This window comes from Cupriavidus taiwanensis, from assembly GCF_900250115.1.
Lineage (GTDB): Bacteria > Pseudomonadota > Gammaproteobacteria > Burkholderiales > Burkholderiaceae > Cupriavidus > Cupriavidus taiwanensis_B.
The window spans coordinates 2,735,953-2,749,757 of record NZ_LT984803.1 but is presented as its reverse complement, the minus strand read 5'-3'; the positions used below and the strand labels follow the sequence as shown (position 1 = coordinate 2,749,757).

Genomic DNA, 13,805 nt, shown 5'->3' with positions numbered 1-13,805 from the left:
GCCGGGCGCGAGGTCCGCCTCGCGGGGCGCGGCGGGGATTTGTGACATCATTACGGGCTACGATGCGTGCGCGGACCAGGTGTTGGCATTGCCGTGCAACCTTCGCCGCACCCGCGCGTCATACCTGGCGCCGCACGGCCGGCGCCGCCGCTGCCTCACAATCACCATTCACGCCAACATGCTGATTCATCCCCAGTTCGACCCGGTTGCCATCCACCTGGGCCCGCTCGCGATCCGCTGGTACGGGCTGATGTACCTGGCCGGGTTCGTCATGTTCCTGTGGTTCGGGCGCCTGCGCATCCGCCAGCCGCATATCGCCGCCAAGGGCTGGACCACGCGCGACCTCGACGACATGCTGTTCTTCGGCGTGATGGGCGTGATCCTGGGCGGGCGGCTGGGCTATGTGCTGTTCTACAAGCCGTCGTACTACCTGTCGCATCCGGTGGAGATCTTCAAGGTGTGGGAGGGCGGCATGGCCTTCCATGGCGGCTTCCTCGGCGTGGTGGTGGCGATGTGGCTGTTCGGCCGGCTGCGCCGGCGCCACTGGATGGAAGTGACCGACTTCATCGCGCCGATGATCCCCTGCGGACTGGCGGCCGGGCGTATCGGCAACTTCATCAACGGCGAGCTGTGGGGGCGCGCCACCGACCTGCCGTGGGGCATGATCTTCCCGCAGGCGGGCGACAACATCCCGCGCCATCCGTCGCAGCTCTACCAGTTTGCCGGCGAGGGCGTGGCGCTGTTCATCATCCTGTGGCTGTTCGCGCGCAAGCCGCGGCCGATGGGCGCGGTGTCGGGAGTCTTCCTGATCGGCTACGGCGCGTTCCGCTTCGCCGCGGAGTTCGCACGCGAGCCCGACAACTTCCTGGGCCTGCTGGCGCTCAAACTGTCGATGGGCCAGTGGCTGAGCCTGCCGATGATCCTGGCGGGCATTGCCATGGTGATCTGGGCCTACCGCCGCCAGCCCGGTGCCGGCGCGCCGCAGCCGGCCGCCTGAGCGCGCGCTGCGCTAGCGGCCGGCGCGGCGCAGCGCGTCGATGCGCGCCTGCAAGTGCGGGTGCGTCGACAGGAAGTCCTCGCCACGCCCGGCCTGCGCTCCATCCGGCTTGCCCTCGCGCTGCTCCAGCGCGACCAGCACCTCGGCCAGCGCCGCCGGCGGCAGGCCGTTGCGCTGCATGACGTCGATGGCATAGGCGTCGGCCTCGCGCTCGTGGTCGCGCGAATAGCGCAGCGTCAGCATGGCGGCCGGCACGCCCGCCAGCACCGACGAGATATCGCCGAACAGATAGGCCGACAACGCCGCCAGGGCCGAGCCCTGGATCACCTGCTGCAAGCCGTGGCGGCGTGCCACGTGTCCGGCCTCGTGCGCCAGCACGCCCATCATGCCGGCGCCGGTGCCAGCCAGGGCCACCAGCTCGTCGGTGACGATGATGGTGCCGCCCGGCAAGGCCAGCGCATTGGCGCCGATCTCGCCGCCCTGGCGGAACCGGATCTGGTAGTCATGCGCGATGTCGCGCGGGCGCCGCAGCGCCGCGAAGCCGGCGCGGATGCGGGCCTGCTCGGCGGCCGGCAATTGCGTCGGCGCAAGCATGCCGTGGTCCAGGCTCTCCAGCGTCAGCTGGCCGAGGCGGGCCTCCAGTTCGGCCGGCACCGCGCGTGCCATCATGCCCGCGCCCCACGGCAGCAAGACGTAATAGCCCAGCACCAGCACCGCGACCAGCGTCGCCACGGCCAGGCCCGCCAGGCGCCAGCTGTTCTGCGCGCGCGCCACCAGGCTGTCGCGGTGGCCGGTGGCCGCCAGCAAGCGGTCGAAGGCGGCATGGTCGGCGACCTCGCAGAAGGCGCCGTCGGCAAAGGTGACCAGCCGCGGCGCGCGGCGCACGCGTTCCGACACGCGCAGCTGCGACAGCGGCGCGCGCCGCAATTCGGCGCCGTCGGCGTCGCGCAGCACGGCCTGCTGCGCCTCCACCGCCAGCGTGGCCGGATGCGCGCGCGACGAGCGCCCGTCGAAGAAGGTGACCGGAACCATGGCGCGTCAGAGCGCGATGTCGATGTCGTACCAGTCTGCCGCCGCGTCTCCGAGCGCGCCCACCTGCTGCGCCGCGCCGGCGACGAAGCTGTCGAGCGGGCCGGCCGCCAGCATGGTCACGCACTGCAGCCGGTAGCGCGTGGCGCGCACGCGCGCGAATGGCAGGAACAGGCCAAGCGTCAGCGCGATCGCGATCAGGTTGGTGACGAAGATAAAGACCATGCGCGCGGCGCTGACCTCGCTGCGGAACGCGTGCGGCGCCAGCGTGGTGTGGCCCCACACCACGTTCTGCAGCCGCGCCATCAGGTAGGGGCTGACCGACAGCATGCCCAGGTAGAAGCCGGCGATGCCGAAGCCAAGCAGTGCCGCCGCGCCGAAATTGCCGGTGCCCGGCGCCCTCACGAAGCCGGCCACGGCCATCGCCAGCGTGCCCGCCAGCACCACGCCGAAGGCGCGCAGGTAGGCCCGGTAGAAATCGCCCGCGCCGGCGTGGAAGCCGAACGGTGCGGTGCCGAAGCGGGTGTGGCTGTGCTGGTAGCGCTTGAAGCGCTGGTGCGCCAGCGGCCCCAGCAAGCCCAGCGTGGCCACCGCGGCCAGCGGCCACAGCACGAGCACCCGGTAGGCCTCGGCATCGCCGCCGGTGAAGCCGAAGCGCAGCCCGCGGTAGCTGGAGTTGGCCATGCGGAAGCGCAGCGAGCGCACCAGCAGCAAGGGAAACACCGCCAGCAGCACCAGCAGCATCGCCAGCGCGAGCCAGGGCGAGAAGGAAGAGGCGAACTGGAATGCGAGCACCAGCCCGAACACCATGGCCCGGCCTTTCAGGATCGCCGACGGCTTGCCGTGGTAGTCGAAGCTGGCGCCGTCCAGCCGCGTATTGCGATAGAAATACTGCAGCGTGCGCACCTTGGCCCAGGCGGAATAGATGCCCAGGGTGACGATGGTCAGCAGCGCATTGACGATCCAGATACGGAAATACTCGGAGCCCGACCCGGTGAAGCTCAGCCCCAGCGGCCGCAGCGCGGCAGCGCGTTGGCCGGCGGGCGCTGCCGGTTCGGCCGCAGTGACGGCCAGGGTGAAATCGCTGCCAGCATGCATGGCATGAACTCCCGAGTGAGGTGCGTCTGGATACAGGGAAACCGGCGGGGAAAAACCCTCGTCGACCGGCGCCTGTTTCAAAAACGCAACGATGACAATCCAGGCAATTGGGGCGAGGGCCTCACATTCTCGCACCGATAAATACCGGCAACGGCACAATTTGCATGGACGCGTGGCTTCTGCCTATGCGGCAAACTGCTCACCATGGAAAACCCTCGTAACACTCTGGAAACATTCTGTTACACTGATCTCATCTTGTAACAAATTTCGCTTCGATGCCATTCATAAAATCAAGGGCTTAGCCCGACTGGCACGTAAATCGCTAGCGTTATTGTTACAAGATGAGCGGCGAGCCACAGCCGCCACGGCAGTGCCAGGGGGGAGTACGGCTCTTGGGGTCGAGAGTTACGCTAGCCGCGCTGCACGGATCAAAGGGCACGGGAAAATCAACGCGCGTTGGCGCGTTTGCAACAGGGGTGGCGCGGGGCCAGCGCCAGGTCAGATCATGGACCCACGCGACGGATGCACTCGTGTCCGCCAGCGATGAATCACGCAGTAAGGCAGTTCTTTTCAGGCGCGGGCGGTTCCTTGCGGGGAGGCAAGGAACCGCCCGCCGCACCTCACTTCATCTTCACCGGTATTTCAGCGCGCCCGACCTTGCGGCGCAGCATCGAAAATCCTTGTATCGTTCACGCCCTAATCCATAATTATGAATTATGGGAGCCGGTGCACACGCCGCCATGGGTCCCTCGTGCGACACAGGAGGTGGCATGCGCATCGTCCAGCAGGCGCTGTACCTAGAAGTGGCAGACCGGCTGCGCGCCATGATCGACGCGCATACGCTGGTGCCGGGCGCCTGGATCGACGAAAGCGCGATGGCCGAAACGCTGGGCATCTCGCGCACGCCGCTGCGCGAGGCGCTCAAGGTGCTTGCCGCCGAAGGCCTAGTGCGGCTGGAGCCGCGCCGCGGCTGTTTCGTCAACGAGCTGTCCGAGCAGGACCTGGACGAGATCTTCCCGCTGATGGCGCTGCTCGAGGGGCGCTGTGCCTATGAGGCCGCGCGCAACGCCACCCGTGCCGACCTCGACGCGCTCGACGGCCTGCACGCCGACCTGGCGCGCTATGCGCAGGCCGGCGATATCGACGCCTACTACGAGACCAACGCACAGATCCATGAAGCGATCCAGCGGCTGGCGGGCAACCGCTGGCTGAGCGGCCTGATCAGCGACCTGCGCAAGGTGCTGCGGCTGTCGCGCCACAAGAGCCTGAAGCTGCCGGGGCGGATCCAGGAATCCTGCGCCGAGCACCTGAGCGTGTTTGCAGCGCTCAAGGCGCGCGACCCGGAAGGCGCCGAAGCCATGATGAAGAGCCACTTGCTGCGCCAGCGCGGCGCGCTGCGGGCCCTCGATGCCGGCGGCGCCGCGATGGCGGCGGACGCCAAGGCCGTGCGCGCCCCGCCGGCCTTGCGCGTGGCGGGCGCGGAAGACTAGCTCGCGCGCCCCGTCACGCCAGTCAGAGTTTCCCCCCACGTTCAGATCGATGCACCAAGGCAGGTACCGCATGAACTCCTTCGATACGGGTGACCAGAAGATCAGCGCGCCGCTGGGCGAGAGCGAGCCGTCGAGCTCCAATATCCTGTCGCGGCTGGGCCGCTGGTGGGGGCGCAAGGGCGAGGGCGAAGCCAAGGCCAATGGCGTCGCCAGGGCCGCCACGCCGGCCGATGACGAGGCGCCGCTGCCCGCGCGCGCGGTGCGCCGCCAGCGCGAGCAACTGCGCCTGTGCTTCGACGCGCGCCTGACCGACGGCGCCGCCAATGCCGCCGCGCAGGCCTGGCAGGCCGAATACGAAGCCGCCGGCGAGGCTACGCGCCGCGGCATGCTGGCGGTGCTGGCCGAGGTGGCCGGCAGCGGCAGCGAAGACGCCGCGGCCGAGGGCGACAAGGGCGCGCGCGCGGGCCAGGCGCAGTCCAGCGCCCGCATCCGCTTCTTCAAGCGGCTGGCCGCGCTGCATGGCCAGCGCGGCAACAGCGCCTGCGGCCTGCACTTCCTGATCCAGCTGCGCGCCGACATGTTGCGCTGGCAGCGCCGCATGCCCGGACTGCGCCCGCTCGACGACGACCTCGAGGCCTTGTTCTCCAACTGGTTCGACGTCGGCCTGCTCGAGCTGCAGCCGATCACCTGGGACTCGCCCGCGTCGCTGCTGGAAAAGCTGATCCGCTACGAGGCCGTGCACGAGATCGCCTCGTGGACCGATCTGCGCAACCGGCTCGATTCCGACCGCCGCTGCTACGCCTTCTTCCACCCGCGCATCGCGCGCGAGCCGCTGATCTTCGTCGAGGTCGCCTTTGCCCCCGAGATGGCCGCCGACGTCCACACCCTGCTGGACGAAGCCGCGCCGCTGGAAGACCTCCGCCGCGTCAAGTGGGCGATCTTCTATTCGATCAGCAATACGCAGGCGGGGCTGCGCGGCGTCAGCTTCGGCAACTTCCTGCTCAAGCGCGTGATCGAGGAAGTGCAGCGCGAATTCCCCAAGGTGAAGCAGTTCGCCACGCTGTCGCCGATCCCAGGGTTTGCCGACTGGCTGCGCAAGCAGGACGGCGACGCCGTGGCGCGCGTGCTCGGCGACAAGCGGCTGGCGCGCTGGAGCGAGCGCCACGGCAACGCGCCGGCCGACGGCGCGGCGTGGCTGGAGGCGCTGGCGCCGGATGCCGCCGATGCCGTGGTGCGCGACACCGCGCTGACCCTGGCCGCGCATTTCCTGGTGCGCGAACGCAACCAGTCGATGCCGGCCGACCCGGTGGCGCGTTTCCACCTCGGCAACGGCGCCTGCGTGGAGCGGCTCAACTGGGGCGCCGACCTGTCGCGCAAGGGCCGCAGCCAGAGCTGCGGCATGATGGTCAATTACCTTTACGTGCCCGAGGCGCTGGATGACAATCTGGCACGCCTGGGCGCAGGCAACCCGCGCATCAGCCGCAGCGTCGGGAAGCTGCTGTGATCCTGGTCCGGTCACGGGAATCGCCCTGGCACCCGCGGCGCCTGGCGCGCCGCGTCGTTTTGTCGGGACCCCTGTCGTAGAAGCAAAGCCAGCCGCGCAGCGCCCATGCGGGCGCGCGCGGCGATCACATTGACTTTCCAGAAGAGAGAGAGGAGACAAAGATGAATCGTCGTCAGTTCAGCCTGGCCGCCTGCGCGCGCGCAGCGGCGCTGGCTCTTGGCGTGTCCGGCATCGGTGCCGGCGCCATGCTCGCCGCCCCGGCGCACGCCGATACCTGGCCATCCAAGCCGGTCACCGTGATCGTGCCGTTCCCCGCCGGCGGCGGCACCGACGCCTTCGCGCGTCCGCTGACCGCGCAGCTGTCCAAGCAGCTCGGCAAGCAGTTCGTGATCGACAACCGCGGCGGCGCCGGCGGCACGGTCGGTGCGAGCATCGCGGCCAAGGCCGCGCCGGACGGCTACACCGTGTTTATCGGCGGCGCCCACCACGCCATCGCGCCGTCGTTCTACAAGAAGCTGGACTACGACATCGAGAAGGACTTCATTCCGGTCACGGTGATCGCGCAGCCGCCGCAGGTGGTGGTGGTCAATCCCAACCGCGTCAAGGCCAACACGCTGCAGGAGCTGATCGCCTACGCCCGGGCCAACCCCGGCAAGCTGAACTACGGCTCGGCCGGCAACGGCTCTTCGCACCACCTGGCGGGCGAGCTGTTCAAGATCCAGACCAAGACCTTCATCACCCATATCCCGTACAAGGGCGCCGGCCCGGCACTGTCCGACCTGATCGCGGGCCAGGTCGACCTGATGTTCGATGGGCTGGGCTCGTCGGCGCAGCATATCCGCGCGGGCCGCATCAAGGCGCTGGCGGTGGCGTCGAGCAAGCGCTCGCCCGCCTTCCCCAACGTGCCGACCGCGGCCGAGGCCGGCGTGCCCAATTATGACGTGTCGACCTGGTACGCGATGTGGGTGCCCAAGGGCACGCCGAAGGACATTGTCGACCGCCTCTACGCCGAGACCGAGAAGGCGCTGAACACGACCGAACTGAAGCAGGTCTGGCTCAACAACGGCTCCGAAACGCCGGCGTTCACGCCGGAGCAGTTCGGCCAGTTCCAGCACGCCGAGATCCGCCGCTGGGCCCAGGTGGTGCAGCAGTCCGGCGCCAAGATCGACTGACGCCATGCCCATGCCCATGCCGATCCGAAGCCGGGCGAGGCGCCCATGAGCGGCACCGTGCGTTTTGCCACGCAGGGCACTACCGCCACCGTGACGCTGGCACACGCGGGCAAGCTCAACGCCATTTCCGCGCAGATGTGGCGCGAGCTGGCGGCGGGCTTTGCGCGCCTGTCGGCCGATACCTCGCTGCGCTGCGTGGTGGTGCGCGGCGCCGACGGCAACTTCGCCGCCGGCGCCGACATTGCCGAGTTTCCCGCCGAACGCGGCAATGAGGCCGCGGTGCGCCACTATCACATGGCCACCATCGCGCCCGCGCTGGCCGCGGTGGCGCAATGCACGCATCCCACCGTGGCGATGATCGAAGGCGTATGCGTGGGCGGCGGGCTGGAAATCGCCTGCCACTGCGACCTGCGCATCGCCGCGTCGGACAGCCGCTTCGGCGTGCCGATCAACCGGCTGGGCTTCCCCATGGCGCCCGGCGAACTGCAGGGGCTGCTGGCGCTGGCGGGCCGCGCCGCGGCGCTGGAGATCCTGCTCGAGGGCCGCGTCTTCGATGCCGCCGAGGCGCGTGCAAAGGGCCTGCTGACTCGCGTGGTCGAGTCCGCCGCGCTGGCCGCCGAGGTCGACGCCACGGTGCGCCGCATCAGCGCCGGCGCGCCCGCCGCCGCGCGCATCAACAAGGCCACCATCCACCGGCTGGCGCCAGCGCCGGCGCCGCTGTCGCCGGCCGAGCTGGCCGCGCATTTCGCCTATGCCGAAGGCGCGGACCACGCCGAAGGCGTCGCCGCCTTCCTGGCGCGCCGGCCCCCACAGTTCCGCGGGGAGTAGGGCGCGCCGACGGCACTGCTTCCCATCATCGATGTCTTCGCTTTCTCAGCCTTTCGTTCGCTCCCTCCCATGAACGCCAACCTGTTCGCCCTGTTCGCATCCCGCTTCCCCGCTGACCGTACCGCCTGCTGCATCGAGACGCACGATGGCCTGTACTACAGCTGGGACGACCTTGACCGCGCCACCGCCAAGCTGGCCAGCCTGCTGGCCTCGCTGCACCTGCCCGAAGGCGCGCGCGTCGCGGTGCAGGTGGAAAAATCGCCCGAAGCGCTGTTCCTGTACCTCGCCACGCTGCGTGCCGGCTATGTCTACCTGCCGCTGAACACGGCCTACCAGGAGGCCGAGATCGACTACTTCGTCGGCAATGCCGAGCCGTCGGTGGTGGTTTGCAGCAGCAAGAACTTCGGCTGGGTCTCCAAGGTAGCGTTCCGCCACGGCGTGAACCATGTGTTTACGCTGGACGACGACCGCAGCGGCTCGCTGCTGTCGCGCGCGGCGGGCAAGGCCGACACCTTCGAGACGGTGGCGCGCGCCGACGATGACCTTGCCGCCATCCTCTATACCTCCGGCACCACCGGCCGCAGCAAGGGCGCGATGCTGAGCCATCGCAACCTGGCCTCCAATGCGCAGACGCTGCACGAGTTCTGGGGCTGGCGCAGCGACGACGTGCTGCTGCACATGCTGCCGATCTTCCATGTGCACGGGCTGTTCGTCGCCTCGCATGGCGCGCTGCTGGCCGGTGCCAAGATGATCTGGGCGCCCAGGCTGGACATGGCGCAAGTGCTGAAATTCCTGCCGCGCTGCACCGTGATGATGGGCGTGCCGACCTACTATGTGCGCATGCTGCAGGAGCCGCGCTTCGACGACGACACCTGCCGCCGCATGCGGCTGTTCGTGTCGGGGTCGGCGCCGCTGCTGCTGGAAACCTTCGATGCGTTCCGGGCGCGCACCGGCCATACCATCCTGGAGCGCTACGGCATGAGCGAGACCGTGATGCTGGTGTCGAACCCGTATGACCCGGCGCTGGGCGAGCGCATCGGCGGCACCGTGGGCATGCCGCTGCCGGGCGTGTCGGTGCGCGTGGTCGACGGCGATGGCAAGCGCTGCGCGCCGGGCGAGATCGGCAATGTCGAGGTGCAGGGCCCGAATGTGTTCAAGGGCTACTGGCGCATGCCGGAAAAAACCCGGGAAGAGTTCACCGACGATGGCTGGTTCAAGACCGGCGACGTCGGCCGCTTCGGTGGCGCCATCGTCAGCCAGGCCGGCGAGCGCGCGGTGCCGGAGCACTACCTGACCATCGTCGGACGCAGCAAGGACCTGATCATCTCGGGCGGCTACAACGTCTACCCGAAGGAAATCGAGAGCTTTATCGACGAGATGCCGGGCGTGGCGGAGAGCGCCGTGATCGGCGTGCCGCACGCGGATTTCGGCGAGGCGGTGGTGGCGGTGGTGGTGCGCAAGCCCGGTGCCGACATCGACGAAGGCGCACTGATCGGGACCCTCAAGGGCCGCATCGCCAACTTCAAGGTGCCCAAGCGCGTGCACGTGGTCGACGAGCTGCCGCGCAATACCATGGGCAAGGTGCAGAAGAACGTGCTGCGGGAGCAGTTTGCGGGGCTGTGAGCGCTAGGGGCTACGAGCGCTGGGGGCTACGAGCGCTGGGGGTTTGCTCCCCTCTCCCGCTTGCGGGAGAGGGAGTGCACCGTCGCAAAACTGGCGGTCTCTCGCTTACTTCAGCATCTGCACCGACCCGTTCACCGACACCGTGACCTGGGTCTTGCCGCCTTCGACCGGCACCGGCACCGCGGCGTCGGCCATCATGGCCTTGGCGGCGCCGTACATGCGCGGCACCGGCGGCACCATGCCGGTCTCGTTCACGCTGACTTCGCGGATGGTGAAGCTGTTGTAGCCGAACAGCCTGGTGGTGGCCTGCGCCTTGCTGCGGAACGAGGCGATGGCCTGCTCGGCCAGCTTGGCTTCGGCAGCCTCGCGCGCTTCGCGCGACAGCGAGAAGGCGATGTTCTGCACCTGCATCTGGCTGGCCAGTTCACCCGCAAGCTTTGACACCGCCGAGAAATCGCGCGATTTCAGGATGACCTCGGAGCGCCCGCGCCAGGTGCTGATGCGGCCGTTGCGGTCGGTGCTGGGGTGAATGGTGAAGCCGCCGGATTCGGCGGTCACGCCCTGCACGCGGCGCGCCTGCGTGATGACGGCCTGGGTCCGGGTCGACAGGCCCGAAGAGATCGCCGCCGGTTCGGCGCCTTCCTGTTCCGCGGCCAGCGTCAGGTGCACGATATCGGTGGGCACCTCGGTGACGGCCTGCGCGGTCAGCGACAGCACGCCCGACGGCGTTTCCGTGGGACCGCCGTGGGCCGAGGCGACGACGGCGGTGGTGCCGAGCAGGGTGGCGGCGAGCCATTGTTTCATGTGGTTCTCCCAATCAAACGTGATCGGTATCAGACGTCGCCGAGGCGGCGATCGTTCCGCGACATTGCAAACGATTGTTGCGATGGCGCCGCGCGGGTGGTCACTCTTCGTCCGTGCGGGTGACGCGGGTTGTCAGAACGCCTGCCAGGCCTTCCACAACATATATGTGGCCAGGCACAGCAGCAGCACGGCGAAGATCTTGCGCAGCTGGCCCACATCCATGCGGTGCGCGGTGCGCGCGCCCAGCGGCGCGGTCAGCACGCTGGCCACGGCGATCACCAGCAGCGCGGGCAGGTAGAGATAACCAAGCGAGGCCGCCGGCAGTCCGGGCGCGTGCCAGCCACTCCAGATATAGCCCGCCACGCTGGCCGCGGCGATCGGGAAGCCGAGCGCGGCCGAGGTTGCCACCGCGTTGTGGATCGGCACATTGCACCAGGTCATGAACGGCACCGAGACAAAGGCGCCGCCCGCGCCCACCAGGCTCGACAGGAAGCCGATCACGCCGCCGGCGCCGGCCATGCCGGCAAAGCCCGGCAGCTGGCGCCCCGGCTTGGGCCGGCGGTTGCGCAGCATCTGCAGCGCCGAGAAGCCGACGAAGCCCGCGAACGCTAGCGACAGCCAGCTGGTCTTCAGCGCCGCGAAGACCTTGCCGCCGCCGACCATGCCGCCGATCACGATGCCGGGCGCGAGTGCCAGCACGATCGGCCAGCGCACCGCGCCGCGCTGGTGGTGCGCGCGCACGGACGACAGCGAGGTGAACAGGATGGTGCCCATCGAGGTAGCGATCGCCATATGGACGATGGCTTCGCCGGCAAAGCCCAGGCCGGTGAACAGCAGCGTCAGGAACGGCACCATCATCATGCCGCCGCCCACGCCGAGCAGGCCGGCGCAGAAGCCGGTGAATGCGCCCAGCGCAAGCAGGGCGGGGATCAGCACCGGCAGGTTGTCGAACGGCATCGTGTCAGCAAGGTCGTTGTTATTGTCGTCAGCGTTGCCGCGCAAGGCCTGGATCGGCGCGGCCCGGCGTAGCCCGTCAGCCCATCAGCTTGCCGGTGATATAGCGCCATTCCGCCGGTGTCACCGGCGTGATCGAGAGCCGGTTGCCGCGCCGGAGCACCACCATGTCGGCCAGCGCTTCATGCTCGCGCAGCTCGGCCAGCGGGATCAGCCGGCTCTTGCGTTCGTAGCGCACGTCGACCAGCAGCCAGCGCGGCGCCTCGGCCTTGGAGGCAGCGTCGAAATACGGGCTGTTGCGGTCGAACTGCGTGGGGTCGGGGTAGGGCGCGGAACAGACCTCGGCCAGTCCGGCAATGCCGGGCTCGGGGCACGACGAGTGGTAGAACAGCACGCCGTCGCCGATCTGCATGGCGTCGCGCATGAAGTTGCGCGCCTGGTAGTTGCGCACGCCGGTCCACGGCAGCGTCTGTTGCCGGGCCAGGTCGTCGATGCTGGCTTCGTCCGGTTCCGATTTCATCAGCCAGTACTGGCGGGCGCGTTGGTTCTGGTTAGGGCTCACGGCGCTGCTCAGGAAAGGAAGGCCCGCGCGAAAGACACAGGCAAGCCTGCGGGCAGGCATGCAGGCAAAGAAAAAGGCGATGGTTCAGAAAACCACCGCCTTTTTAGGGGGTCCCCGCCTCGGCCGCTGGGTCGGCATCCTGAACCCAAGTGAGGTTCAGAGTGGCTGCGGAAGTCGCATTTCGGGTACATCATCCACTCAGGGAGTCCAGGCCAGGCCCGGACTATGAATGCGACGACGCGCTCGCCCACGCGACATAATCCCGCACCATGCAATGCATATCGGTTCAAGGAGTTTATGACCCTCACGAACCAGGCAGGGAAACTGTCAAACGTCTGACTGTCCACGTGCGGGATGTCAGACGTTTGCCGTTTCTAACAAGGATGGGATGAAAACGGCGGCCAGGCGCGATAACCTGACCTGTCAGCTGCACTTCTGTGGTGCCTCGTGCAGTCTGGCTACACTATACACCGCGTTGCAGGGCATACCAAGTGCGCTCGCGCGTGTCGTTACATTTTGCGCGACAGCGCGGCATCCGCAGCACATGACACCATTGCCGCTCAGCCACGGGTACCGGTGCCCACGTGGGCATATTGCCGCAGCGCTTCGTCGGCGCGGTCGTTCAGTTCGCGGATGCGCGCGCGGATGGCGTCGACCGGGATCGCGCCCTCGGCCTGCTGCTTGCGCTGCAGCGACAGCAGGTCCGAGGCGATGCTGATCGCGGCCATCACCGCCACGCGCTCGACGCCCTTGGCCGCGCTGCCATTGCGCAGCTTGTTCATCTGCGTGTCGACCAGGGCCACAGCCTCGAGCAGCGCGGCCTCGTTCTCGGGCGCGATGGCGAAGCGGTAGGCCTGGCCGGCGATGTTGACTTCTACTTGCTTGTTGCTCATGCGTGTTCTCCGGGGGCCTTGTGCGCCTCGGCCTCTTCGCCGAGCAGGTCGAGCTGGCGCGTGTCGCTGGCGGTCGGCAGCTTGTCAAGGATGGACTGGATGCGCAGCTGCGCTTCCTCGATCTTGATATTGAGCAGTTCGCGGTCGGCGGCCATGGCCTCGCGCTCGGCGCGCAACTGCGCGGCTTCGCCCTCCAGCCGCGCGATCTCGTCGCGCAGCCGCTGGTTCTCCGCCGCCAGGGTGTCCGCATGATGCAGCACGCGCCCGATCTTGGCGGCCAGTTGTTCGAGTTCGGTGAGCATAGGGCCTGTCATGATGGGAGTAGTGTCAGGTATCGCGATTCTAGCCGATGCGCCGGCATGCACAATGCGGAGGAAAGGTTTGTGACCGGCCGCCCGCATGGAAGTTGCAGGCTTCTGCACCCAAGACGCCGCGAGAGTGTGACAAAACGCTACCACGCGGCCATGGGCGCAGTGGGGTTGTCGCGTTGACGCGGGGGGCGAAACGCCATAGACTCGCGCACGTTCCAGGTGCTCGCCCTTTTTCGTCCCTGGCGAAGGGGCAGTTCAACGGGAAACAGGGAGCCGGGCCGGCTGCGCGCCGGACAGGCCAACCTGTGCTGCCCCCGCAACGGTAAGCGACCGCGGTGCGCATACGCCAGCCACGCCGGCTGGCACGGCCCGATCCGTCATCGGATGCACGGCCACTGCCCGCAGGACCGGCCACACGCCACTGAACCGCAGGTTCGGGAAGGCGCCGGTTTCGTGTCGCCAGCCCGGATACCGGCCTGAACGCGGGCTGCCGCCCGTGCGCGGCACGCCTCATCGCCATATGGCCCGCGGGGGAACGGG

The 13,805-nt window shown here is 68.3% G+C and carries 13 protein-coding genes, 1 other RNA gene and 1 riboswitch; of the genes, 6 read left to right on the top strand and 8 right to left on the bottom strand.

What is annotated here, in order from left to right:
• Positions 1-178 precede the first annotated feature (178 nt).
• A complete protein-coding gene (gene lgt / locus CBM2586_RS12825) occupies positions 179-997 on the top strand; it encodes a prolipoprotein diacylglyceryl transferase (RefSeq protein ID WP_115661325.1) in 819 nt (272 codons plus the stop codon).
• A 12-nt stretch (positions 998-1,009) separates the two neighbouring features.
• On the opposite strand, the gene CBM2586_RS12820 is transcribed toward lgt, so the two are convergent.
• Positions 1,010-2,029 carry a M48 family metallopeptidase gene (locus CBM2586_RS12820; RefSeq protein WP_115687890.1) on the bottom strand — a complete coding sequence of 340 codons (1,020 nt, stop codon included), beginning with the start codon at positions 2,027-2,029 and terminating at the stop codon, positions 1,010-1,012.
• A 6-nt stretch (positions 2,030-2,035) separates the two neighbouring features.
• Positions 2,036-3,124 (bottom strand): YjgN family protein, encoded by a 1,089-nt coding sequence (locus CBM2586_RS12815; RefSeq protein ID WP_115687888.1) that lies wholly within the window; start codon positions 3,122-3,124, stop codon positions 2,036-2,038.
• Positions 3,125-3,894: 770 nt separating this feature from the next.
• On the opposite strand from CBM2586_RS12815, the gene CBM2586_RS12810 reads away from it, so the two are divergent.
• The 5 genes from CBM2586_RS12810 (at position 3,895) to CBM2586_RS12790 (ending at position 9,741) form a co-directional block, all read left to right on the top strand.
• Positions 3,895-4,614, top strand: coding sequence for a GntR family transcriptional regulator (locus CBM2586_RS12810; RefSeq protein WP_115687886.1), 720 nt, complete (start codon positions 3,895-3,897; stop codon positions 4,612-4,614).
• Positions 4,615-4,684: 70 nt separating this feature from the next.
• Positions 4,685-6,118, top strand: a complete 1,434-nt coding sequence (locus CBM2586_RS12805; RefSeq protein ID WP_115687884.1) for a malonyl-CoA decarboxylase domain-containing protein — start codon at positions 4,685-4,687, stop codon at positions 6,116-6,118.
• Between the two features lie 161 nt (positions 6,119-6,279).
• Positions 6,280-7,290: a Bug family tripartite tricarboxylate transporter substrate binding protein gene (locus CBM2586_RS12800; protein ID WP_115661330.1), complete on the top strand. Its 1,011-nt coding sequence runs from the start codon at positions 6,280-6,282 to the stop codon at positions 7,288-7,290.
• Positions 7,291-7,335: 45 nt separating this feature from the next.
• The gene (locus CBM2586_RS12795; RefSeq protein ID WP_115687882.1) at positions 7,336-8,118 is read left to right on the top strand and encodes an enoyl-CoA hydratase/isomerase family protein; all 783 of its coding nucleotides are present in this window, start codon (positions 7,336-7,338) and stop codon (positions 8,116-8,118) included.
• Positions 8,119-8,187: 69 nt separating this feature from the next.
• A complete protein-coding gene (locus tag CBM2586_RS12790; protein ID WP_115687880.1) occupies positions 8,188-9,741 on the top strand; it encodes a malonate--CoA ligase in 1,554 nt (517 codons plus the stop codon).
• Between the two features lie 105 nt (positions 9,742-9,846).
• On the opposite strand, the gene CBM2586_RS12785 is transcribed toward CBM2586_RS12790, so the two are convergent.
• The 6 genes from CBM2586_RS12785 to CBM2586_RS12760 all read right to left on the bottom strand — a co-directional run bounded on the left by CBM2586_RS12785 (position 9,847) and on the right by CBM2586_RS12760 (position 13,256).
• On the bottom strand, positions 9,847-10,545 hold the full coding sequence (locus CBM2586_RS12785) for an SIMPL domain-containing protein (protein WP_115661333.1): 699 nt from the start codon (positions 10,543-10,545) through the stop codon (positions 9,847-9,849).
• 132 nt (positions 10,546-10,677) lie between these two features.
• Positions 10,678-11,502, bottom strand: a complete 825-nt coding sequence (locus CBM2586_RS12780; RefSeq protein WP_115663689.1) for a sulfite exporter TauE/SafE family protein — start codon at positions 11,500-11,502, stop codon at positions 10,678-10,680.
• A gap of 76 nt (positions 11,503-11,578) precedes the next feature.
• Positions 11,579-12,061: an EVE domain-containing protein gene (locus tag CBM2586_RS12775; RefSeq protein WP_172583238.1), complete on the bottom strand. Its 483-nt coding sequence runs from the start codon at positions 12,059-12,061 to the stop codon at positions 11,579-11,581.
• A gap of 107 nt (positions 12,062-12,168) precedes the next feature.
• A non-coding RNA gene (ssrS, locus tag CBM2586_RS12770) (6S RNA) lies at positions 12,169-12,386 on the bottom strand.
• Between the two features lie 235 nt (positions 12,387-12,621).
• Complete coding sequence (locus CBM2586_RS12765) at positions 12,622-12,954, bottom strand: cell division protein ZapA (RefSeq protein WP_018008043.1); 333 nt, start codon at positions 12,952-12,954, stop codon at positions 12,622-12,624.
• Positions 12,951-13,256, bottom strand: coding sequence for a hypothetical protein (locus CBM2586_RS12760; RefSeq protein ID WP_115661334.1), 306 nt, complete (start codon positions 13,254-13,256; stop codon positions 12,951-12,953). Before CBM2586_RS12760 ends, CBM2586_RS12765 begins: the two co-directional genes overlap by 4 nt.
• A gap of 209 nt (positions 13,257-13,465) precedes the next feature.
• A riboswitch (cobalamin riboswitch) is annotated at positions 13,466-13,759 on the top strand.
• Positions 13,760-13,805 lie beyond the last annotated feature (46 nt).

Coding starts and splice junctions, on each gene's coding strand:
- lgt (WP_115661325.1), top strand. CDS start 179: ATGCTGATTCATCCCCAGTTCGACCCGGTTGCCATCCACCTGGGCCCG.
- CBM2586_RS12820 (WP_115687890.1), bottom strand. CDS start 2,029: ATGGTTCCGGTCACCTTCTTCGACGGGCGCTCGTCGCGCGCGCATCCG.
- CBM2586_RS12815 (WP_115687888.1), bottom strand. CDS start 3,124: ATGCATGCTGGCAGCGATTTCACCCTGGCCGTCACTGCGGCCGAACCG.
- CBM2586_RS12810 (WP_115687886.1), top strand. CDS start 3,895: ATGCGCATCGTCCAGCAGGCGCTGTACCTAGAAGTGGCAGACCGGCTG.
- CBM2586_RS12805 (WP_115687884.1), top strand. CDS start 4,685: ATGAACTCCTTCGATACGGGTGACCAGAAGATCAGCGCGCCGCTGGGC.
- CBM2586_RS12800 (WP_115661330.1), top strand. CDS start 6,280: ATGAATCGTCGTCAGTTCAGCCTGGCCGCCTGCGCGCGCGCAGCGGCG.
- CBM2586_RS12795 (WP_115687882.1), top strand. CDS start 7,336: ATGAGCGGCACCGTGCGTTTTGCCACGCAGGGCACTACCGCCACCGTG.
- CBM2586_RS12790 (WP_115687880.1), top strand. CDS start 8,188: ATGAACGCCAACCTGTTCGCCCTGTTCGCATCCCGCTTCCCCGCTGAC.
- CBM2586_RS12785 (WP_115661333.1), bottom strand. CDS start 10,545: ATGAAACAATGGCTCGCCGCCACCCTGCTCGGCACCACCGCCGTCGTC.
- CBM2586_RS12780 (WP_115663689.1), bottom strand. CDS start 11,502: ATGCCGTTCGACAACCTGCCGGTGCTGATCCCCGCCCTGCTTGCGCTG.
- CBM2586_RS12765 (WP_018008043.1), bottom strand. CDS start 12,954: ATGAGCAACAAGCAAGTAGAAGTCAACATCGCCGGCCAGGCCTACCGC.
- CBM2586_RS12760 (WP_115661334.1), bottom strand. CDS start 13,256: ATGCTCACCGAACTCGAACAACTGGCCGCCAAGATCGGGCGCGTGCTG.